This window comes from Streptomyces sp. NPDC087215 (assembly GCF_044744885.1).
Lineage (GTDB): Bacteria > Actinomycetota > Actinomycetes > Streptomycetales > Streptomycetaceae > Streptomyces.
In genome coordinates this window covers 24,134-43,143 of record NZ_JBIUZD010000020.1, presented here as the reverse complement: position 1 = coordinate 43,143, position 19,010 = coordinate 24,134, and the positions used below count along the sequence as shown (strand labels likewise).

Genomic DNA, 19,010 nt, shown 5'->3' with positions numbered 1-19,010 from the left:
GCCGGGCGGCCGGTCCTCCGGTACGGGACCCGTCGCCACCGTGACACCATCGGTCCCGTGCTCGACATCGGCTACTCCCTCTCGCGTCGCTTCCCCGACCCCCCGCAGACCGACTACCGCCACGCGGACGTCCACGCCCTGCGCCACGACCTGTTCTGCGGCGACGTGTACCTCGCCGACACCGAGACGGACCGCGAGGTGTCCACAGCCTGGGGATGGGTGCCGGTCCTCGACTTCGCGTGGGCCCTGTGCGACATCGTCGAGCAGCTCGACCAGGACCCGCGCGGCAGCCGCGCCGCACAACCCCAGTACGCGGAGCTGGACTTCACCGAGTCCTCGGACCGGATGCTCTTCGAGCGCCGCTTCGGCTGGGTGGACGTCGAGGCCGACTGGATGCCGGGTGACGAACCGCCGGTCACCTTCGGCCACACGGTGCTGCGCCGCGAGGCCCGCGATTTCCTGCACGACCTGATCGCCGACCTCACGGACATGCACGAGGGCCTCGCGGACAACCCGGCGATCTGGTCCCTCCAGGCCCGCTTCCCCCGCCTGCCCTGACCCCCGTCCGTACGGCCCCTCCCCCGCCCCGGACGCAAGCGGAACCACTTCCCGGCCGGGCGGGAACACCTTCGCGCCCGGCCCGGTGAAGCCACCCCGGACCTGGCCGACACCGGCCCCCCACCCGCATGAGGACGGCCCCCGCCCAGGCCCACACGGGGAGGCGCCCAGGCCCACACGGGGAGGCGCCCCGCCCCCCTCAGTCCTCCACCCGCAGCCCCCACTGCGCCGCGAGCACCGGCGCCAGGTCCAGGAGCTGGGTCGTCGAGATGACCGCGCCCGCCAGCGAGTCCACCCCGCGCGCGATCTCCAGGCGCTGCACCCCTCTCAGGTCCACGTCCTTCAGCCGCGCCCCGCCGAAGTCCACACCGGCGAGCACACAGTCCACGAACTCCACCCGTTCGAGCACCGCACCCCCGAAGTCGGGCTCGCTCAGCACGCACCCCTCGAAGACGACGTCCTTCAGCTTCGCCGCCCGCAGGTTCAGATAGTCGCTCTTCCCGCCCCGCACCACGACCCGCTCGAACACCGCCCCGTGCAACTGCGCCCCGCCGAGCCGCGCGTCCACGAGCTCCACGTCCCGCAACTGCGCCCCCGCCAGGACCGTGCCCACCCCCCGTACCCCCGTGAGCACGGAGTCGAGGAAACGGGCACCCGTCAGCCGCGCCTCGTCGAGACCGCAGTCGCGCAGCGCGCAGTCCAGGAACCGCGCGCCCTCCCCCGACTGGCCCGCCAGATCGAGCCCGTCCATCTCCAGCCCGTCGTAGTCCCCGTCCGGTTCGAGCCCTCCCCGGTACTCCTCCAGCGGAGGCAGCCTCACCTCAGGCCGCCGCGCCCCCGCCACCTTCTTCTTCCGAGTCGTCGCCATGCCCCCATGGTGAGGTACGCCACTGACAACGCCCCCGATGTCACGGATCCGCCCCCTCCCGCCGTCGCCTCCACAGGACCCCGCGGCACCCTCGCCGCCGGACCGACCCGAAGGGGACGACATGCGGAAGCTCACGATCATCGGCGGTGGCTTCGCCGGACTCACCGCCGCCCTCACCGCGGCCGAGGCGGGCCTCGCGGTGACCCTGCACGAGGCGCACCGCACCCTCGGCGGCAGGGCCCGCACCGCCGACGGCCCGTACCGCACCAACGACGGCCCGCACGCCCTCTACCGGCGCGGCCCCCACCACACCTGGCTCCGGCAGCGCGGTCTCCTCGGGCCGCTCGCCCCGCTGCCGCCCGCCGAGATCCTCCGGTTCCGTTTCCACCGCGCGGGCGCCCTGCGCCGCACCCCGCCGCCCGGACTGCTGCGCCACTCCCTCCGTACCGGCGAGCAGGCCCCCGTCGAGCTCGACTTCCACACCTGGGCCACCGGCCTCGCGGGCGAGCGGACGGCGCGCGAGGCCGCCGCCTACGCGGCGGTCGCGCTCTTCCACCACGACCCCGGCGCGCTCTCCGCCCGCTTCGTACAGGAACGGCTGCACCGCGCCACCACACTGCCTCCGGAGGCCCGGTACGTGCGCGGTGGCTGGGGCAGGCTGATCGAGCGCATGGCCACGCGCGCGCGTGAGGCGGGCGTACGGATCGAGACCTCGTCGCGCGTCGACGCCGTGCCGCGCGGAGAGGGGCCGGTGATCGTCGCCACCTCCCTGCCCGCCGCCGCCCGGCTCCTCGGCGACCCCTCGCTGACCTGGGGCAGCGGGCACACGGTCCTGTTCGACCTGGCGCTGCGGACCCGTGAGGGAGATCCCTTCGTCGTCTCGGACCTGGACGCGCCGGGCTGGATCGAGCGGTTCACGGCCCAGGACCCGTCACTGGCACCGCACGGACAGCAGCTGATCCAGGCGCAGTTGCCCATCGGGCCCGGCGGGACGAAGGCCGACGGGGTCGCCCACGCGGAACGGCTCCTCGACCTCGGCTTCCCCGGCTGGCGGGACCGGACGGTGTGGCGGCGGGAGTCGGTGTGCCTCGGGCGTACGGGGGCGGTGGACGGCCCCGGGACGACCTGGCGCGACCGGCCGGCCGTCCACCGGGGCGACGGGGTGTACCTGGCGGGCGACCAGGTGGCGGCGCCGGGCGTGCTGTCGGAGGTGTCGTTCACGAGCGCGGTGGAGGCGGTGTCCCTGGCCCTCCGCGCGGAACGCCTTGACCTCAAGTCCGCTTGAGGTCGGAAGGTGGAAGCCGCACGACACCGCGCGACACCGCTCACACCACTTCACCGCGCATGTCTTGCGCACAACAGGCCCCACATGCACTACAGGCCACACGCCACAGATCACGCATCACGCATCACGCATCACGCATCACGCATCACGCGCCGACCTACCAGCCAACCGGTCCACCGGTCCACCGGTCCACCGGGCCATCCCGGCCCCGTACGGAAGACCGTTCCGTACGGCAGAGGACCGCCGCCCGCGGAGAACCGGTGACACCGCCACCACGACCCGAACGGGGAACGCCATGCACGCCGTCCGCCTCCACGCCTTCGGCCCGGCCGAGAACCTGAGCTACGAGCAGACGCCCGACCCCGTACCCGGTCCCGGCCAGGTCCGGGTAGCGGTCGCGGCGGCCGGGGTGCACCTCCTCGACACCGCCCTCCGCCAGGGCATGACCGGCCCGTACCCGGCCCCCGTAGAACTGCCCACCGTCCCCGGCCGCGAGGTCGCGGGCACGGTCGACGCCCTCGGCGAGGGGACCGACCCGTCCTGGCTCGGCCGACGGGTCGTCGCCCATCTCGGCATGGCGCCCGGCGGCTACGCCGAACTCGCCGTCACCGACGCGAGCCGTCTGCACGCCCTGCCCGACCACCTCGGCGAGGCGGAGGCCGTGGCGATGATCGGCACCGGCCGCACCACCCTGGGCATCCTGGGGTTCACCGCCCTCGGACCGGACTCGGTGGCGATCGTCCCGGCGGCGGCGGGCGGCATCGGCACCCTGCTCGTGCAGTACGCGAAGAACGCCGGGGCCACCGTCGTGGGCCTGGCGGGCGGCCCCGCGAAGGTCGCCCTGGTACGGGAGAACGGCGCCGACGTGGCCGTCGACTACACCCGGCCCGACTGGCCGGAGGAGGTCCGCGCCCGGTTGGCCGGACGGCACGCGACGGTCGTCTTCGACTCGGTCGGCGGTGACACCGGCCGGGCGGCGGTGGACCTCCTCGGGAAGGGCGGCGCGCACCTCGTCTTCGGCTGGGCGGGCAAGGGTCCGCACGACGGCGGACCGCTCACCTTCACCCCCGAGGAGCTGGCCGCGCGGGGCATCACCTCGGAGTCCGTCCTCGGCCCCGCCATGATCGAGAGGGCGGGCGGCGACATCCGCGTCCTGGAGCTCGCCGCCCTCGCCGCCGCGGCCGACGGGACGCTCCGCCCGGCGGTCCACCGCTTCCCCCTCGCGGACGCGGCGGGCGCCCATCGTGCCCTGGAGACCCGGGGCACGACGGGCAAGGTGGTCCTGGTCCCGTAGGGGACGCGAGGTCGGGGCAGGCCGGGGATCAGACCCCGACCACGTCCCAGGAGTGCGCCTTGAACTCCTTGAGGAAGTCCGGGTGGTCCTCCCACATCCGGGCGACGGACCGCAGCACGTCCCAGTTGTGCTCCAGGGCCTGGTCCACGACCTGGCGCAGTTCCGGCGCCGACCCACGCTTCTCCACGAGCCCGTTGACGGCCGCCGCGGCCTGCACGGTGTAGCGGGTGGCGCGCAGGGCCCGTGAGGTGTCGTCCATGCCGAAACCGTGGTCGCTGCCGTTGGCGGGGTCGAAGAGGGGGGTCAGCCGCGCCTCGATGAAGGCGGTGATCCGCCGGAAGCGCTGCTCGATGTCCATGTCCATGGCACCTTCCTACACCCTCGCGGCACCGGACCCGCCCGCGCCCAGGGCCGCCAGGGGCCCGTCGGTCAGGCGGTAGACCGTCCACTCGTCCTGGGGGCGGGCGCCGAGGGACTCGTAGAAGTCGACGGCGGGCTTGTTCCAGTCGAGTACGGCCCACTCCAGGCGCTCGTAGCCGCGCTCGACGCAGATCCCGGCCAGCGCGCCGAGGAGCGCCTTGCCGTGACCGCCGCCGCGCGCCTCGGGGCGCACGTACAGGTCCTCAAGGTAGATGCCGTGGACCCCGCGCCAGGTGGAGAAGCTGAGGAACCAGAGGGCGAAGCCGACGGTCTCGCCCTCGTCGTTCTCGGCGAGGTGCGCGTAGGCGGCGGGCCGTTCGCCGAAGAGGGCCTCGTGGAGCTGCTCGGGGGTGGTACGGACCTCGTGGAGGGCCTTCTCGTACGCGGCGAGGTCACGGATCATGGCGTGGACGACGGGAACGTCGGCGGGGGTGACGGTACGGATCATGCCCCCAGCCTGCCCGGCCCCTCCGGCCCCTGGCCAGCGAGTTCCACCCGGTGGATACGGGCCGGGGGACACCTGCGGATTCCCGGGGTACGCCGGGGAGGTCCGGGGCCCTGGAGTCCCTTAGGGGTCCCTGGGGACCCGGGTGTCCTCAGGCCACTGGGGTCCCTCAGGGGTCTCAAGGGATCCTTAGGTGCCCTCAGGGCCACTGGGGTCCCTTAGGTTCCCCAGGCTCCTCAGAGGCCTTGGGTCCCCTGGGTGCCCCAGGTGGTCTCCGGGGTCTCCAGGGTCTCCGGACTTTCCGGGGTCTCCGGGCTCTCCGGGCTCTCCGCCCCTCAGGTGTCCCCGACTCTCAGGTATCCCCGGCCCTCAGATATCCCCTGCCCTCAGGGGTCTCCGCGCCCCAAGACCCCAAGGCTCCCGAGCCCCGAGGCATCTACCCCGCCGCTCCTTCAGGACCCGGGCGATCGTGATCTGCTCCCGGTCGAGGGCCGGTTCACCGTCCTCCACGTCCCACAGGCCGTTCTGCAGGACCCGGCCCAGCGTCCACGCCACCGCGCGGTCCCGGTCGCCGACGACCTCCGCGAGCAGGTCGAACCGCCACAGGATCTCGTCGGGGTCGGGGTCGAAACGGTCCGTGAGGGCCGGGAGCAGGTCGAAGCCCGGGTCACCGGCGAGCGGCTTCGGGTCGATCGACAGCCACGGCTCGCGTTCGCCCGCGAGGACGTTCCCCAGGTGCAGGTCCCAGTGGAGCAGCCGGTCCCCCGGCTCCGCGACCACTTCCCGTACGGCCGCCGCGCAGTCCCGCAGGACCGCCGCGTCCTCCGGGCCGAGGCGTCCGGCCGCCGCCGGGACCTCCGCCAGCATGGCGGCGGCGATGTCCCCGAGGGTCCGCAGCCCGTCCGGCGCGGGGACCGCCACGAGGCGGGCGAGCAGCCCGGCGACGACACCGAGGGCGGCCCGGGTGTCGGGGAGGGAGGTCAGCGGCCGGGACTCGTCGAGCCGCTCCAGGAGCATCGTGCCGGTGGCGGCGTCGTGGTCGAGGAGCCGTACCGCACCGGCCCCGTCCCACACGCGCAGGCCGAGCGGCTCGCCCTCGGTCTCCTCGTCGAGGATCTGCATCTTGAGCGCGGCAGGGGCGCCGTCCGAGACCCGCCGCACGGGCAGGACGAGGGAGGCCATGCCGTACATGGAGGGGCCGGTGGTCCGCAGCCCCCACCGGTCGAGGAACTCCTCGGCCCTCGCGGGAAGCCCGGCGACGAACGCCCGCCCGGCCTCCCCGTTGTACTTCGTCTGCGACGCGACCAGTTCCTCGGGTACGTGAATCACCCCCCGACCCTAGGGGCGCCGGTCGGGTCCCGCCCGGAATTTTCCCCGCGCCCCCGTACGCCCACCCTCCGGGAATCGGGAATCGGGACGACCGGACGACCGGGACGACCGGGACGACCGGACGGTCTAGATCCCGGCCTCGCGCAGCGCCTCCCTGAACTGTGCCGTGTCGTACAGCGCGTTCCCGCCCGGGAGCGGGGTGCCGTCGACGAGGACGGTCGGAGTGCCGCCCGCCCCGGACTCCTCGAAGGCCCGCTCGGAGTCGGCGACCCAGGTCCCGTAGGTGTTCTCCCGTACGGCCCGGTCGAAGGCGGGGCTCCGCAGCCCGTCCACCCCGTCCGCGATCCGCAGCAGATGATCGACGGAGAAACCGTCCTTCGTCCCGCCCTCCGGCTGGGAGGCGAACAGCGCCGCCTGGAAAGCGGCGAACTTCCCGGGTCCCGCCTCCACCGACGCCCGCAGCGCGTTCGCGGCCCGTGCCGAGGCCGTATCGCCGGTACGGGCGTCGAGGAAGGAGGCGACGACGTACTCGACCCGTACGGTCCCCTCCCCGGCAAGCTCCGCCAGGACCGGTCCGCCGCTCGCCTCGAACTTCGCGCAGTAGCCGCACCTCGGGTCCACGTACACGGTGACGGTGTGCGGGGCCGACGGATCTCCGACGACGATCTTCGTACCCTCCACGGTCGCCGGCAGCTCCGTGAGCGCCTTCGCGTGCTCCGGCGCGACCACCGTCACGGCCGCCGCCGCGGATGCCCCGCCGTCCGAACACCCGGCCGCGGCAAGGCCGATGAGACCTGCCGAGACCGCCGCGGCGACCACGCGCCGGGTCCTGCGTACGGGCATGGGAGAGTCCTTCCGGAGCAACGGAATCCGCACCTGACACACACCCTCGAACCTAGGGCTGACCCCCTACGGGAAGCGCCGCCGAAGGACCCGTATCCAGGGGCCCAAGGCCCCGGGTAACGTCCCGCCCACGCACCCGGAAGAGGGATACACATGAGCACGGTCAACGGCGGCATCTCGTTCTGGTACGCGGGGGAGGGCGCCCCCGCCCCCCGCGAGCCGCTCCCCGGCGACACCACCGCCGACGTCTGCGTCGTGGGCGGCGGCTACACGGGCCTCTGGACCGCGTACTACCTCAAGAAGGCCGCGCCCTTCCTGAACATCACCGTCCTGGAGGCGAAGTTCTGCGGGTACGGCGCCTCCGGGCGCAACGGCGGCTGGCTCTACAACGGCATCGCCGGACGCGACCGCTACGCGCGGCTGCACGGCCACGACGCCGCCGTCCGCCTCCAGCGGGCCATGAACGACACCGTCACCGAGGTCGTCGACGTCTGCGAGCGGGAGGAGATCGACGCCGACGTGCACCGGGGCGGTGTCCTCGAAGTCGCCCTCTCCCCCGCCCAGCTCGCCCGGCTCAAGGACTTCCACGCAGCCGAGGCCGCCTTCGGCGAGACCGACCGCGAGCTGTACGGGGCCCGCGAGACCGCCGACCGCGTCCGGGTCACCGGCGCCGTCGGCTCCTCCTGGACCCCGCACGGGGCCCGGCTGCACCCCGTGAAACTGGTCAAGGGCCTCGCGGCGGCCGTGGAGGCGCTCGGGGTCACGATCCACGAGTCGACGCCCGTCACCGAGATCCGGCCGAAGCACGCGGTCACCCCCTACGGGACGGTCCGTGCCCCCTACGTGCTGCGCTGTACCGAGGGCTTCACCGCCTCCCTCGCGGGCCAGCGCCGCACCTGGCTGCCCATGAACTCCTCGATGATCGCCACCGAGCCGCTCAGCGACGAGCAGTGGGCGTCGCTCGGCTGGGAGGGCCGCGAGACGCTCGGCGACATGGCGCACGCCTACATGTACGCCCAGCGCACCGCCGACGGCCGTATCGCGCTCGGCGGCCGGGGCGTCCCGTACCGCTTCGGCTCGAAGACCGACAACGACGGGCGCACCCAGCCGCAGACGATCGAGGCGCTGCGCGAGATCCTGGTCCGCTTCTTCCCCCAGCTCGCCGGGGTACGGATCGAACACGCCTGGTCCGGGGTCCTCGGCGTACCGCGCGACTGGTGCGCCACGGCCACCCTGGACCGCTCCACCGGCCTGGGCTGGGCGGGCGGCTACGTCGGCTCGGGCGTCGCCACCGCGAACCTCGCGGGCCGCACCCTGCGGGACCTCGTCCAGCAGGACTCGGGCCAGTCGGGCGCCACGGACCTGACGACCCTCCCGTGGGTCGGCCACAAGGTGCGCAAGTGGGAGCCGGAGCCGCTGCGCTGGCTGGGCGTGCAGACGATGTACGCGGCCTTCCGGGGCGCTGACCGGCGCGAACTCACGGGCACCACGGCGACGACGGACCGCGTGGCGAGGATCGCGAACCGGCTGAGCGGCCGCTGAGGGAAGCCCTGAGGGGGTGTCCCCGCCAGGGACACCCCCTACAGGGCGACCCCGAGCGCCCCGAGCGCCCAGAGCGCGAGCCTCTCAGGGTCGCCCCCAGCACCCCCTCACTCCGCCCCCTCACTCCACGTCGATCCCGAAGTCCCCCACCAGTTCCTCAAGGCCGCCCCGGTAGCCCTTCCCGCCGAGGACGAAGTCCCAGTCGCCGCCGGAGCGCCGCCGGAACGAGCCGAGGACGAGGGCGGTCTCGCCGGACCGCCCGTCGGACACGACGAGTTGGTCGAGTTCGGCCCCGGAGTCGTCGCGGAGCCGGATGCCCGCGTCCAGGAACCCCCCGAGGTCCGCGTCGGGGTTGGCCTCCGGGTCGACGGCGGCGACCAGGACGAGCCGGTCGGCACGGGCCGGGAGCGCGTCGAAACCGACCCGGACGGCGGCCCGGTCACCGGGCGCGGCGGACACCATGGCGACGGAGCCGTCCGGGGTGGCCGGGTTGTTGAAGAAGACGAACCACTCGTCGCCGAGGACCCGGTTCCCGGCGCAGACCAGGGCGCAGACGTCGAGGGCGACGGCTCCGGACCAGACCATGCCGAGCAGGTTGAAGGCGTCGTCGGCATCGGCGGGCGCGGTCCCGACGGGATCGACCGGCCCGAGGGAGCCGCCGGAACCGGCGGAACCGGCGGGCGCGGACGGCGTGCCGGGACCGAGGCGCCCGCGCAGCCCGTGCTGGTGGAGCAGATCGACGAGTTCGGTCCCGGAGATCAGGGTGAGGGGCTTGCCGTTGGCGAAGGTGTACGAGCCGGGCCCGAACCTGGAGGTGGTGACGAGGACGCCCTTGTTGGCCCCGGCGCCCTGCACGGTGCCGAACAGATCCCGTACGGCCGTGGGCGGGACGGTGTTCCGGTACCGCTTGACCTGGACGACGATCGATCCGCCGCTGATGGGGTCCGGGTCGAGCGCCTCGACGTCGACGCCGCCGTCGTTGGAACGGCGGGTGGTGACGGCCTGGAGCCCCCGGGCCCGGAACAGTTCGGCGACGAGCCCCTCGAAGGCGATCGGGTCCATGGCGAGCAGGTCGGGTTCCTCGCCGTCGCCCTGGAAGACGACGTCGGTGCCGACCTGGTCGGGGGTGAGCAGCGGCACGACGGGGGTCCGCTCGTCCGGCTTGGCGGAGAGCCGTCCGGCGAGCGCGCCGGTCAGGCAGTCGACGGCGCTGACGAGTTCCAGGTTGAGCGCGTCGAAGGCGGGCCGCCCGACGGCCACGGAGGCCAGGCAGATCCGGGCGGCGAGCCCGGTGGCGGGGTCGACCCCGTCGACGTACCCGTTGAGGACGACCTTCCGCAGGGCGCCGGACCGGTCGGCGGCGAAGAGTTCGCGTACGGCGAGCAGCGCGCTCTGGGCGAGGACGTCCCGGTAGAGCGCCCGGCGCTGGGTCACCGGCCGGGGGACCTCCTTCTCCTGGTCGGTGCCGGACAGGTACTTGACGCCCTTGGCGGCGGGGACGACGTCGTAGCCGGGCAGGTCCCAGTCGAGGACGAGGGCGCGGGCGCCCCGGTCGTAGGCGGCGGAGACCTCCCGGGGGAAGCCCTCGGGCCAGGCGGTGGAGGAGAAGAGGACGGCGGAGAAGAACTCGACGACGGTCTCGGCGTCACCGTCGCCGAGGGCGGCCACGGTCCCGGCGACGCCCGCGTTGTGCGCCCGTATCTCGGCGAGGCGGGCGGCGGCCCAGTTGTCGTACTCGCGCCGGTAGGCGGCCAGTTGCTCGTTCCGGCGGGCCTCGGCGGCCTGCGCCGCGTACCAGTCGTGCTCGAAGCGGGCGCGGGCGTCCCGCTCGGCCTGGGCGCGCCCGGAGGCGGTCCAGGCGGACTGCGGCTGGTAGAGCCGCTGGTCGGGCAGGGGGACGGGCTCGCCCAGCGGTCCGGGCGAGAACGGCTCGACGTCCTCGGCCCGGCGCAGGGACGCCACCGAGAAGGCGGGTCCTCGGCACCCGGCGGCGAGGAGCCCCTCCAGGACGGCGACCCGCTCGTCCAGTTCCCGGGTGCGGCGCAGGGCGTCCGCGTCCCGCTGCTGCCGGTACGCGGCCTTCTGCTCCCGCTGCATCCGGGCCACGTCCCGCTCGTACGCCCGCTGGGCCCGCTCGGCGTCCCGCCGCTGCCGCAGCACGGCCTGCTGCTGCCCCTCACGCTGCCGCTGCGCCACCCGCTGCTGCTCGGCCCACACCCCGATCAGCCCACCGGAACGCCGACTCATCGACCACACCCCTCCCCAATAGACACCCCCGCCATGACTACACCACCGAAGCCGCGCGAGCACCGCGTACGGCATCACGCACCGGCCACGGGCGCGCGTCGGCCCGCGCCTCAGCCCGGCGCGTGCTCCCGCCGCTCCAGAACCCGGACCGGCCCCGGCGGCCGGTACCGGTCGCGCCCCCGCCCGGACGCCTGGCCTCCGCCTGCTCCACGTACGCCTGCTGCTGGTGGAGAGCGGAGCGGGACGGCCTCCCGGCCGACCGGCGAAGCTCGCCGGGCGGCTGGAGTCGCTCGGCTCCCCGACGTCCGGCGCTTCCTCCTCCAGCCGGAGAGGAGGACCACCGCCGCCACCGACGGTCCGTCTGCCGGGACGGTGCTCTGTCGTAGGTGCCTGACAGGATCCCGAACGTGACAGCAATCGAAGATCTCGTTCCCCGCGTGGCGGCGAAGGCCCGGGCCGCCTCGACGACGTTGCCTCCCGCCGCCGGTGCCGAGGACATCGCCGAGGCAGAGGCAGCGCTCGGCTTCGCGCTCCCACCCCTGCTGGCGAGTCTGTACCGGGAAGTCGCCAACGGTGGCTACGGCCCCTACGACGAGCTTCTTCCGCTGGTCGGGACAGGACGTACGGTGCTGAGCGAGTACCGGTCCGAACGATCGGCCTCGGCCGGGGGAGAGACACCGTACTGGCCGGCGGGCGTGCTGCCGATCCTCGACTGGGGCTGCGCCATGTACGCCGCTGTGGACTGCCGCAGCGAGACCGCCACGGTCCTCCTCTTCGATCCGAACGCCATGGCGGACGACGGATCCGCCGCCTGGTTCGTCGACGCGGGGAGTCTGGCCGAGTGGCTCGAAACCTGGCTCGCCGGAACAGGCTGGTACCGGGAAGACGCCGATGAGCACGAAGACGTGGCGGAGCCGACCCCGTGGGAGATGGCCGCCTCCCGGATCGCGGAGCAAGCCGACGAACCGCGGGATGCCCCCTGAGCTCATCCACGGAGCGGCCCACTGTGCGACGCCGTCCCGGCCCGACCGCCCCTGACCCCGTCGCCGTTGACGTCACCCCAGGACATGCGAAGACCCCCGACCAAGATCGGTCGGGGGTCTTCGCATGTCCTACCTGGAGCCCCCTGTCGGGTTCGAACCGACGACCCCCGCTTTACAAGAGCGGTGCTCTGGCCAGCTGAGCTAAGGAGGCAGCCAGTGCAGTGTATCCAACGACGAACCGCCGGCGGTCGGAAATCTCACCGGGGTCCGAGTGCTGACAGATCGGGCATCGGCGGGTAGCGTCACTTGCGGGTTCACCCAGGTGGACTAGACCGCACATCCTTCCTTTACTCGGATCGTCCGGCACGTTCCTGCCGGTGAAGGGGCACATCACCATGGCTTCCGTAACGTTCGACAAGGCAACCCGGGTCTACCCCGGTGCCACCAAGCCCTCCGTCGACCAGCTCGACATCGAGATCGCCGACGGCGAGTTCCTCGTCCTCGTCGGGCCCTCCGGCTGCGGCAAGTCGACCTCCCTGCGTATGCTCGCGGGTCTTGAGGACGTCAACGCCGGTTCCATCCGCATCGGCGACCGCGACGTCACGCACCTGCCGCCCAAGGACCGGGACATCGCGATGGTGTTCCAGAACTACGCGCTGTACCCGCACATGACCGTCGCCGACAACATGGGCTTCGCCCTGAAGATCGCCGGGGTCAACAAGGCCGAGATCCGCGCCAAGGTCGAAGAGGCCGCGAAGATCCTGGACCTCACCGAGTACCTGGACCGCAAGCCGAAGGCGCTCTCCGGCGGTCAGCGCCAGCGTGTCGCCATGGGCCGCGCCATCGTCCGCGAGCCGCAGGTCTTCCTCATGGACGAGCCGCTGTCGAACCTCGACGCCAAGCTCCGCGTCTCGACCCGTACGCAGATCGCCGGTCTCCAGCGCCGTCTGGGCATCACCACGGTCTACGTCACCCACGACCAGACCGAGGCCCTCACCATGGGCGACCGGGTCGCGGTCCTCAAGGACGGTCTGCTCCAGCAGGTCGACTCCCCGCGCAACATGTACGACAAGCCCGCCAACCTCTTCGTCGCCGGTTTCATCGGCTCCCCGGCCATGAACCTGGTCGAGGTCCCGATCACCGACGGCGGCGTGAAGTTCGGCAACAGCGTCGTCCCCGTCTCCCGTGACGCCATCGCCGCCGCGGCCGCCAACGGCGACACCACCGTCACCGTCGGCGTCCGCCCCGAGCACTTCGACGTGCAGGGCCCGACCGGCAAGGACGGCCTGGCCGTCACCGTCAACGTGGTCGAGGAGCTCGGCTCCGACGGCTTCGTCTACGGCTCCACCCGCGTCGGCGGCGAGGACAAGGACCTGGTCGTCCGCGTCGGCGGCCGTGACGTCCCCGCCAAGGGCACCACGCTGCACGTCGTGCCGCGCGCCGACGAGCTGCACGTCTTCTCCACCTCGACGGGCGCCCGCCTCAGCGACTGACCCCGGGCGGCGGAAAATCGCTGCCGAGCCTGGCCGAACGGCCCCGTGTCCTTCCGGACACGGGGCCGTTCGTCTCAGTAGGTGGTTTAGCCCCGGAAACCCCGGCATTCCGGGCCTGCACCCACCTCCCGCGCCGAGACGTGATTCGAAAAGACACCTCGAACCATCCCCCGTGAGAGTGACTAAATGTCGTCAAATCACTACCGACCGCTACGCTCGCCTGCGTGACGCACACTGCCCGCCGAATCGGCCGCTCTCTCGCCCTCGTCCTGCCCGTCGTCCTGGTGCTCTCGGGAACGCTCGCGGTGTCCGCGGTCCCGTGGGCCGGCCAGGACGCCGCCACCCAGCTCACGGCGTCCTCCTCCGACGTCTCCGTCCGCGCCAAGTCCCGCGCCCCGCAGGACGTGCTGCGCGACCAGCTCCTCGCCGAGCTCCAGGAGAAGGACCCCGGCGCGGCCCTCACCCGCCTCCAGCGCGAAGTGGAGAAGCGGCCGTCGCTCGCCAAGCACTGCATGTCCATCGCCCGCTCCCTCGGCCGCGCCGCCGTCGACCAGTACGGCCCCTCCCGCGCCCAGTCCTTCTCCCGCCCGGTCTGCGACACCTCGTACGCGACCGGCGTGATGCGCACCGGCTGAGCGCCGACGCGCGTCCGGCCGCCGGGTGTCCGGCCGCCGGGCGTACGGGACGACGCCTATCGTTCCCCGTATGCACACCTCTCCGACGCAGGCCGTGGTCCTGGCGGGCGGCCAGGGCTCACGGCTCCGCCCGTACACCGACGACCGCCCCAAGCCGATGGTCGAGATCCCGGGCACCGGGACCCCGATCATCGGCCATCAGCTTTCCTGGCTGGCCGCCGAGGGCGTGACCGACGCCGTCGTGTCCTGCGGCCACCTCGCCGAGGTGCTCCAGGAGTGGCTCGCGGACGCCGACCTCCCGCTGAAGGTGACCACGGTCGTCGAGACCGAACCGCTGGGCCGGGGCGGCGGCCTCAAGTACGCCGCCGCGCACCTGCCCGCGCCGGACCGGCCCTGGTACGCCACCAACGGCGACATCTGGACCCGTTTCTCGCTCCGTGAGATGGCCGCCTTCCACGACGAGCGCGGCGCCCTGGCGACGCTCGCCCTGGCCCGCCCCCGCATCCCCTGGGGCGCCGTCGAGACGGACACCTTCGGGCACATCACCGACTTCGTGGAAGCGCCGCCGTCGCCGTTCCTCATCAACGCGGGCGTGTACGTCTTCTCCGCCGAGTTCACCGAGCTCCTGCCCGATCTGGGCGACCACGAGCGCACCACCTTCCCCCGCCTCGCCCGCGAGCGGCGCCTGGCGGGCTTCCCGTTGCCCCAGGGGGCGTACTGGCGGGCCATCGACACCGCCAAGGACCTCACCGAGGCCGCCCGGGAACTCGCCGTGCAGCGGAGCTGACGGCCACCGCCCCGCGGGCGGGTACGAAGAGGGCGGTACCGCCGGTCGGCGGTACCGCCCTCTCGTGCCCCCGGGCCGGTCGTCCGTATCCCCGGAGCGGCCCTCAGTATTCCAGTACTCCTGGCGGACCGGCCGTCAGCCCAGCAGTCCGCCGATCGGGTTCTTCGCCCCGCCCGATGTCGAACCGCTCTCCGACGGGGTCTCCGAGGCGCCCCCGGTCGAGCCGCCGGAGCCGCCCGAGGAACCGCCCGAGCCGCTCGGCGCGTCGCTCGTGGACGGCGGGGGCGCGGGCCTGGACTGGGTCGGCGTACGGCTGCCGCCGCCGGTGCCCGCACCCTCCGTGGACGTCGGACGCCGCTCCTGGGTCCGGGTGGACTCACGGCTCGGCTCGGTCGGCCGCTCGGCCTTCGGGGCCTCCTCGCGCTTCTTCGGCGCCTCGGTGGTCGCGGCGGGCCTCGGAGCGGTGGACGGGGCCTGGGAGGGCGCGCGGCGGGCCGGCTCGGTGACCAGCGGGCGGCCGGGGAGGTGGTTGATCGGGTCGTCGTTCGGACCCGGCACGGTGACCAGCTCGGTGGAGCGGACGGCGCCGCCGAGGACGGAGCCGATGAGCAGGGTCAGACCGACGACGACGGAGGCGACGAGGGTGCTGCGGCGCATCACCCGGCGGCGCAGCTCCCAGAGTTCGGCGCGCGGGCCGAGCTTGCGCCAGGCCTCCCCGGCGAGACGTCCGTCGATGGAGTAGACCGGGGCACCGGCGATGATCAGCGGCGACCAGGCGGCCAGGTAGATGATGTCGGGCGCGTCGTAGACCGGGACGGTCTTCCAGCTGACGGTGAGGATCAGCGCGGCGGAGAGCAGGGCGCCGACCACGGCGGCGGCGCGCTGCCAGAGGCCGAGGACGGTGAGGACACCGACGACGACCTGGAGGAACGCGACGGTCAGTCCGGCGCCGACGGGGTGCTGGAGGGCGAAGTCGCGGAGGGGCTCGGCGAGGGCCCACGGGTGGAGGGAGTTGAGCCACTTCACCATGGAGCCGCGCTCGCCGCCGTCGAAGTAGACGGGGTCGCAGAGCTTGCCCATGCCCGCGTAGACGGAGATGAGGCCGAGGAAGACGCGGAGCGGGAGGAGGACGACGCCGAGGTTCATCCGGCGGCCCGGGTAGTAGGCGTGCCGGACGGTGTCCTGGCCGTGGCGCTGGGCGCTCCGGCCGTACGGGTCGCCCTCGTACGCCTCGGGTCCCGTCTCGGGCCGCAGCTCGTACAGGTCGTCGTACGCCCCCTCGGCGCGGCGCATCGGGGGCAGCAGGGGGCCGCCGGGCACCACGGGGGTGGGCATGGTGTCGTCGACGCGCGGGATGGCCTGGGTGGAGCCCGCGTCGATCCCCCCGCGCCCGAGGACCGGGTCGAGGGTGGAGACGGAGGACTCGCGCACGGCCTGGAGGAGACCGGTGGCGCCCGGCGCCGACTTCCCGCTCCACACGACGGGTCGGCGGCGCGGGCCGCCCGCTCCGGCCGCGGCCCCCGAGAGGGCGGCGGCGCGGGCGCCGAACTTCGGCTGCGGGGCCGGGGCGAGCCGCACGCGGAAGCTGGCGTGGTTCACGATCACCTGGGCGGGATCGGAATCCACCTTGACCATGCTCAACGCGGGCTGATCGTCGAACCCCGGCCGGGGCGTTCTGGTGTCCACACTCATCTAACCGAGTGATCTGGGTTTAGGACACTGCCTTGACGGCTCGCAAATGTCCGAGACCCGTCAAGATCACGCCACGGCCGGAACCGATGGTTCGGGTGTGGCCGGCGTCAGCCCATGCGGCGGCGGGCGGCCTCGTAGAGCACGACGCCCGCGGCGACACCGGCGTTCAGCGACTCGGCGCCGCCCGGCATCGGGATGCGCACGAGGAAGTCGCAGGTCTCGCCGACGAGACGGGACAGGCCCTTGCCCTCGGAGCCGACGACGATGACGACCGGACCGCCCAGCTCCTCCAGCTCGTGCACCTCGTGGTCACCGTCGGCGGCGAGGCCGACGACCGTGAGACCGGCCTTCTGGTACGCCTCCAGGCAGCGCGTCAGATTGGTGGCGCGGGCGACCGGGGTACGGGCCGCGGTGCCCGCCGAGGTCTTCCACGCACCGGCCGTCATGCCCGCCGCGCGCCGCTCGGGCACGACGACGCCGTGCCCGCCGAAGGCGGAGACGGAACGGACGACGGCGCCGAGGTTGCGGGGGTCGGTGATCCCGTCGAGGGCGACGATCAGCGGCTCCTCGTGGTTGTCGTAGGCGGCCGTGGCGAGGTCCTCGGGGAACGCGTACTCGTACGGCGGGACCTGGAGGACGAGACCCTGGTGGTTCAGGCCGTTCGTCATGCGGTCCAGCTCGGGGCGCGGCGCCTCCATGATGTGGATGTTGCCGCGACCGGTGGCGAGGTTCAGGGCCTCGCGCACGCGCTCGTCGTTGTCGATGAACTGCTGCACGTACAGGGTCGTGGCGGGCACCCCGTCGCGCAGGGCCTCGAAGACCGGGTTGCGGCCGACGACCATCTCCGACTGGCCCTTGCCGCCGCGCCGGACGACGGGGCGGCGCTGGACCTGCCTGGCCTGGGCGTTGGCGACGCGGTTCTTCTTGTGGCCCTTGCGGGCGGAGGCGGGCGGGGTCGGGCCCTTGCCCTCCAGGCCCTTGCGCCGTTGGCCACCGCTGCCGATCGTCGCACCCTTCTTGTTGGACGTGCGACGGTTCCTGCGCTGGCTGTTCCCGGCCATGACTACTCTCATCCTCGGTGTTGCGTGCATAGGTCTGTAACTGAAGTGTGCCGCCCGGAGGCCCGAGCGGCACGTCTTCTAACGGTTGCCCAGTGTCCAGCGGGGGCCGTCGGGCCCGTCCTCGACGGCGAGTCCGGACTGGCTGAGCTGGTCGCGGATCGCGTCCGCGGTCGCCCAGTCCTTCCGCTCGCGGGCCGATTCGCGCTGCTGGAGCACGAGCCGTACGAGAGTGTCGACGACCCCGTGGAGCTCTTCGCCGCCCCCGGCCTCCTCGGCCCAGTGCGGGTCGAGCGGGTCGAGGCCGAGCACACCGAGCATGGCACGGACCTCGGCCAGACGGGCAATGGCCTCGTCCTTGTCGTCCGCCGCGAGGGCGCTGTTGCCCTGGCGGACGGTCGTGTGGATGATCGCCAGCGCGTGCGGGACGCCCAGGTCGTCGTCCATCGCCTCGGCGAAGGCAGGCGGCACCTCGGCGGCGGGGGCGACGGGCGCCCCGGCCTTCTCGGTGGCGCGCTGGACGAAGCCCTCGATACGGGCGAACGCCGCCTCGGCCTCGCGCAGGGACTCCTCGCTGTACTCGATCATCGAGCGGTAGTGCGGGGTGCCCAGGTAGTAGCGCAGGACGATCGGGCGCCAGTTCTTCACCATCTCGGACACCAGCACGCTGTTGCCGAGCGACTTCGACATCTTCTCGCCGCTCATGGTGACCCAGGCGTTGTGCACCCAGTACCGCGCGAAGGAGTCGCCGAAGGCCTTGGCCTGGGCGATCTCGTTCTCGTGGTGCGGGAAGATCAGGTCGAGGCCGCCGCCGTGGATGTCGAAGGCGGGACCCAGGTACTTGTGGGCCATGGCCGAGCACTCCAGGTGCCAGCCGGGGCGGCCACGGCCCCACGGGGTCTCCCAGTCGGGCTCGCCCGGCTTGGTCGCCTTCCACATCGCGAAGTCGCGCGGGTCGCGCTTGCCGGTGATGCCGTCCTCGCTGGGCTGCCGCAGGTCGTCGATGTCCTGGTTGGACAGCTCCAGATAGCCCGGGAAGGAGCGCACGTCGAAGTAGACGCTGCCGTCCGCCTCGTAGGCGTGGCCGCGCTCGATGAGGCCGCGCATCATCTCGATCATCTCGGGGACGTGCCCGGTGGCGCGCGGCTCGTAGCTGGGCGGGAGGCAACCCAGCGCCTCGTAGCCCGAGTTGAACGCGCGCTCGTTCTCGTAGCCGATGGACCACCAGGGTCGGCCCTGGTCCGCACCCTTGGAGATGATCTTGTCGTCGATGTCGGTGACGTTGCGGATGAACGTGACGTCGTAGCCCCGGTACGCGAACCAGCGGCGCATGATGTCGAAGTTCAGCCCCGACCGGATGTGCCCGATGTGCGGGGCCGCCTGGACGGTGGCGCCACAGAGGTAGATCGAGACGCAGCCCGGCGTGAGCGGGGTGAAGTCACGGATCTGCCGGGCGCTGGTGTCGTACAGGCGAATAGTCACCACTCCAGGGTAGTGGGCGCGTGGTGGTGCCCCGATACCCGATCGCGGT

General features: G+C 72.9%; 17 protein-coding genes and 1 tRNA gene. 8 read left to right on the top strand and 10 right to left on the bottom strand.

Annotated elements, in window-relative coordinates; translation table 11 throughout:
* Window positions 1-57 precede the first annotated feature (57 nt).
* Window positions 58-558, top strand: a complete 501-nt coding sequence (locus ACIO92_RS31510) for a hypothetical protein (RefSeq protein WP_351795113.1) — start codon at window positions 58-60, stop codon at window positions 556-558.
* Between the two features lie 199 nt (window positions 559-757).
* On the opposite strand, the gene ACIO92_RS31505 is transcribed toward ACIO92_RS31510, so the two are convergent.
* Window positions 758-1,426: a pentapeptide repeat-containing protein gene (locus ACIO92_RS31505; RefSeq protein ID WP_366445515.1), complete on the bottom strand. Its 669-nt coding sequence runs from the start codon at window positions 1,424-1,426 to the stop codon at window positions 758-760.
* Between the two features lie 121 nt (window positions 1,427-1,547).
* Here ACIO92_RS31505 and ACIO92_RS31500 point away from each other — a divergent pair, with 121 nt between their 5' ends.
* Both ACIO92_RS31500 and ACIO92_RS31495 read left to right on the top strand, forming a co-directional pair.
* Window positions 1,548-2,711, top strand: coding sequence for an FAD-dependent oxidoreductase (locus tag ACIO92_RS31500; RefSeq protein WP_402283842.1), 1,164 nt, complete (start codon window positions 1,548-1,550; stop codon window positions 2,709-2,711).
* 295 nt (window positions 2,712-3,006) lie between these two features.
* On the top strand, window positions 3,007-4,005 hold the full coding sequence (locus ACIO92_RS31495) for a zinc-binding dehydrogenase (protein WP_402283844.1): 999 nt from the start codon (window positions 3,007-3,009) through the stop codon (window positions 4,003-4,005).
* A gap of 28 nt (window positions 4,006-4,033) precedes the next feature.
* Here ACIO92_RS31495 and ACIO92_RS31490 read toward each other — a convergent pair whose 3' ends face one another.
* From ACIO92_RS31490 to ACIO92_RS31475, 4 genes are all read right to left on the bottom strand, one after another.
* A complete protein-coding gene (locus ACIO92_RS31490; protein WP_402283846.1) occupies window positions 4,034-4,363 on the bottom strand; it encodes a hypothetical protein in 330 nt (109 codons plus the stop codon).
* A gap of 15 nt (window positions 4,364-4,378) precedes the next feature.
* Complete coding sequence (locus tag ACIO92_RS31485; protein ID WP_366445520.1) at window positions 4,379-4,873, bottom strand: GNAT family N-acetyltransferase; 495 nt, start codon at window positions 4,871-4,873, stop codon at window positions 4,379-4,381.
* A gap of 366 nt (window positions 4,874-5,239) precedes the next feature.
* Window positions 5,240-6,199: an aminoglycoside phosphotransferase family protein gene (locus tag ACIO92_RS31480; protein WP_402283848.1), complete on the bottom strand. Its 960-nt coding sequence runs from the start codon at window positions 6,197-6,199 to the stop codon at window positions 5,240-5,242.
* 126 nt (window positions 6,200-6,325) lie between these two features.
* On the bottom strand, window positions 6,326-7,042 hold the full coding sequence (locus tag ACIO92_RS31475; protein ID WP_366445730.1) for a thioredoxin domain-containing protein: 717 nt from the start codon (window positions 7,040-7,042) through the stop codon (window positions 6,326-6,328).
* A 153-nt stretch (window positions 7,043-7,195) separates the two neighbouring features.
* On the opposite strand from ACIO92_RS31475, the gene ACIO92_RS31470 reads away from it, so the two are divergent.
* A complete protein-coding gene (locus ACIO92_RS31470) occupies window positions 7,196-8,584 on the top strand; it encodes an FAD-dependent oxidoreductase (protein WP_366445729.1) in 1,389 nt (462 codons plus the stop codon).
* Between the two features lie 120 nt (window positions 8,585-8,704).
* Here the strand turns inward: ACIO92_RS31470 and ACIO92_RS31465 are convergent, their stop codons facing one another.
* Window positions 8,705-10,831 carry a restriction endonuclease gene (locus ACIO92_RS31465; RefSeq protein WP_402283851.1) on the bottom strand — a complete coding sequence of 709 codons (2,127 nt, stop codon included), beginning with the start codon at window positions 10,829-10,831 and terminating at the stop codon, window positions 8,705-8,707.
* Window positions 10,832-11,217: 386 nt separating this feature from the next.
* Here ACIO92_RS31465 and ACIO92_RS31460 point away from each other — a divergent pair, with 386 nt between their 5' ends.
* Window positions 11,218-11,814: an SMI1/KNR4 family protein gene (locus tag ACIO92_RS31460; RefSeq protein ID WP_402283853.1), complete on the top strand. Its 597-nt coding sequence runs from the start codon at window positions 11,218-11,220 to the stop codon at window positions 11,812-11,814.
* A 134-nt stretch (window positions 11,815-11,948) separates the two neighbouring features.
* Here the strand turns inward: ACIO92_RS31460 and ACIO92_RS31455 are convergent.
* Window positions 11,949-12,025: transfer RNA gene (locus tag ACIO92_RS31455), tRNA-Thr, on the bottom strand.
* Window positions 12,026-12,209: 184 nt separating this feature from the next.
* Between ACIO92_RS31455 and ACIO92_RS31450 the strand changes: the two genes are divergently transcribed.
* The 3 genes from ACIO92_RS31450 (at window position 12,210) to ACIO92_RS31440 (ending at window position 14,729) form a co-directional block, all read left to right on the top strand.
* On the top strand, window positions 12,210-13,307 hold the full coding sequence (locus ACIO92_RS31450; RefSeq protein WP_366446039.1) for a sn-glycerol-3-phosphate ABC transporter ATP-binding protein UgpC: 1,098 nt from the start codon (window positions 12,210-12,212) through the stop codon (window positions 13,305-13,307).
* 224 nt (window positions 13,308-13,531) lie between these two features.
* Window positions 13,532-13,942 (top strand): hypothetical protein, encoded by a 411-nt coding sequence (locus tag ACIO92_RS31445; protein ID WP_366446040.1) that lies wholly within the window; start codon window positions 13,532-13,534, stop codon window positions 13,940-13,942.
* 70 nt (window positions 13,943-14,012) lie between these two features.
* Complete coding sequence (locus tag ACIO92_RS31440; RefSeq protein ID WP_366446041.1) at window positions 14,013-14,729, top strand: nucleotidyltransferase family protein; 717 nt, start codon at window positions 14,013-14,015, stop codon at window positions 14,727-14,729.
* Between the two features lie 135 nt (window positions 14,730-14,864).
* Here the strand turns inward: ACIO92_RS31440 and ACIO92_RS31435 are convergent, their stop codons facing one another.
* The 3 genes from ACIO92_RS31435 to cysS all read right to left on the bottom strand — a co-directional run bounded on the left by ACIO92_RS31435 (window position 14,865) and on the right by cysS (window position 18,961).
* Complete coding sequence (locus tag ACIO92_RS31435; RefSeq protein ID WP_366446042.1) at window positions 14,865-16,421, bottom strand: DoxX family membrane protein; 1,557 nt, start codon at window positions 16,419-16,421, stop codon at window positions 14,865-14,867.
* A gap of 107 nt (window positions 16,422-16,528) precedes the next feature.
* On the bottom strand, window positions 16,529-17,482 hold the full coding sequence (gene rlmB, locus ACIO92_RS31430; RefSeq protein ID WP_366446043.1) for a 23S rRNA (guanosine(2251)-2'-O)-methyltransferase RlmB: 954 nt from the start codon (window positions 17,480-17,482) through the stop codon (window positions 16,529-16,531).
* Window positions 17,483-17,560: 78 nt separating this feature from the next.
* Complete coding sequence (gene cysS / locus ACIO92_RS31425) at window positions 17,561-18,961, bottom strand: cysteine--tRNA ligase (RefSeq protein ID WP_402283856.1); 1,401 nt, start codon at window positions 18,959-18,961, stop codon at window positions 17,561-17,563.
* Window positions 18,962-19,010 lie beyond the last annotated feature (49 nt).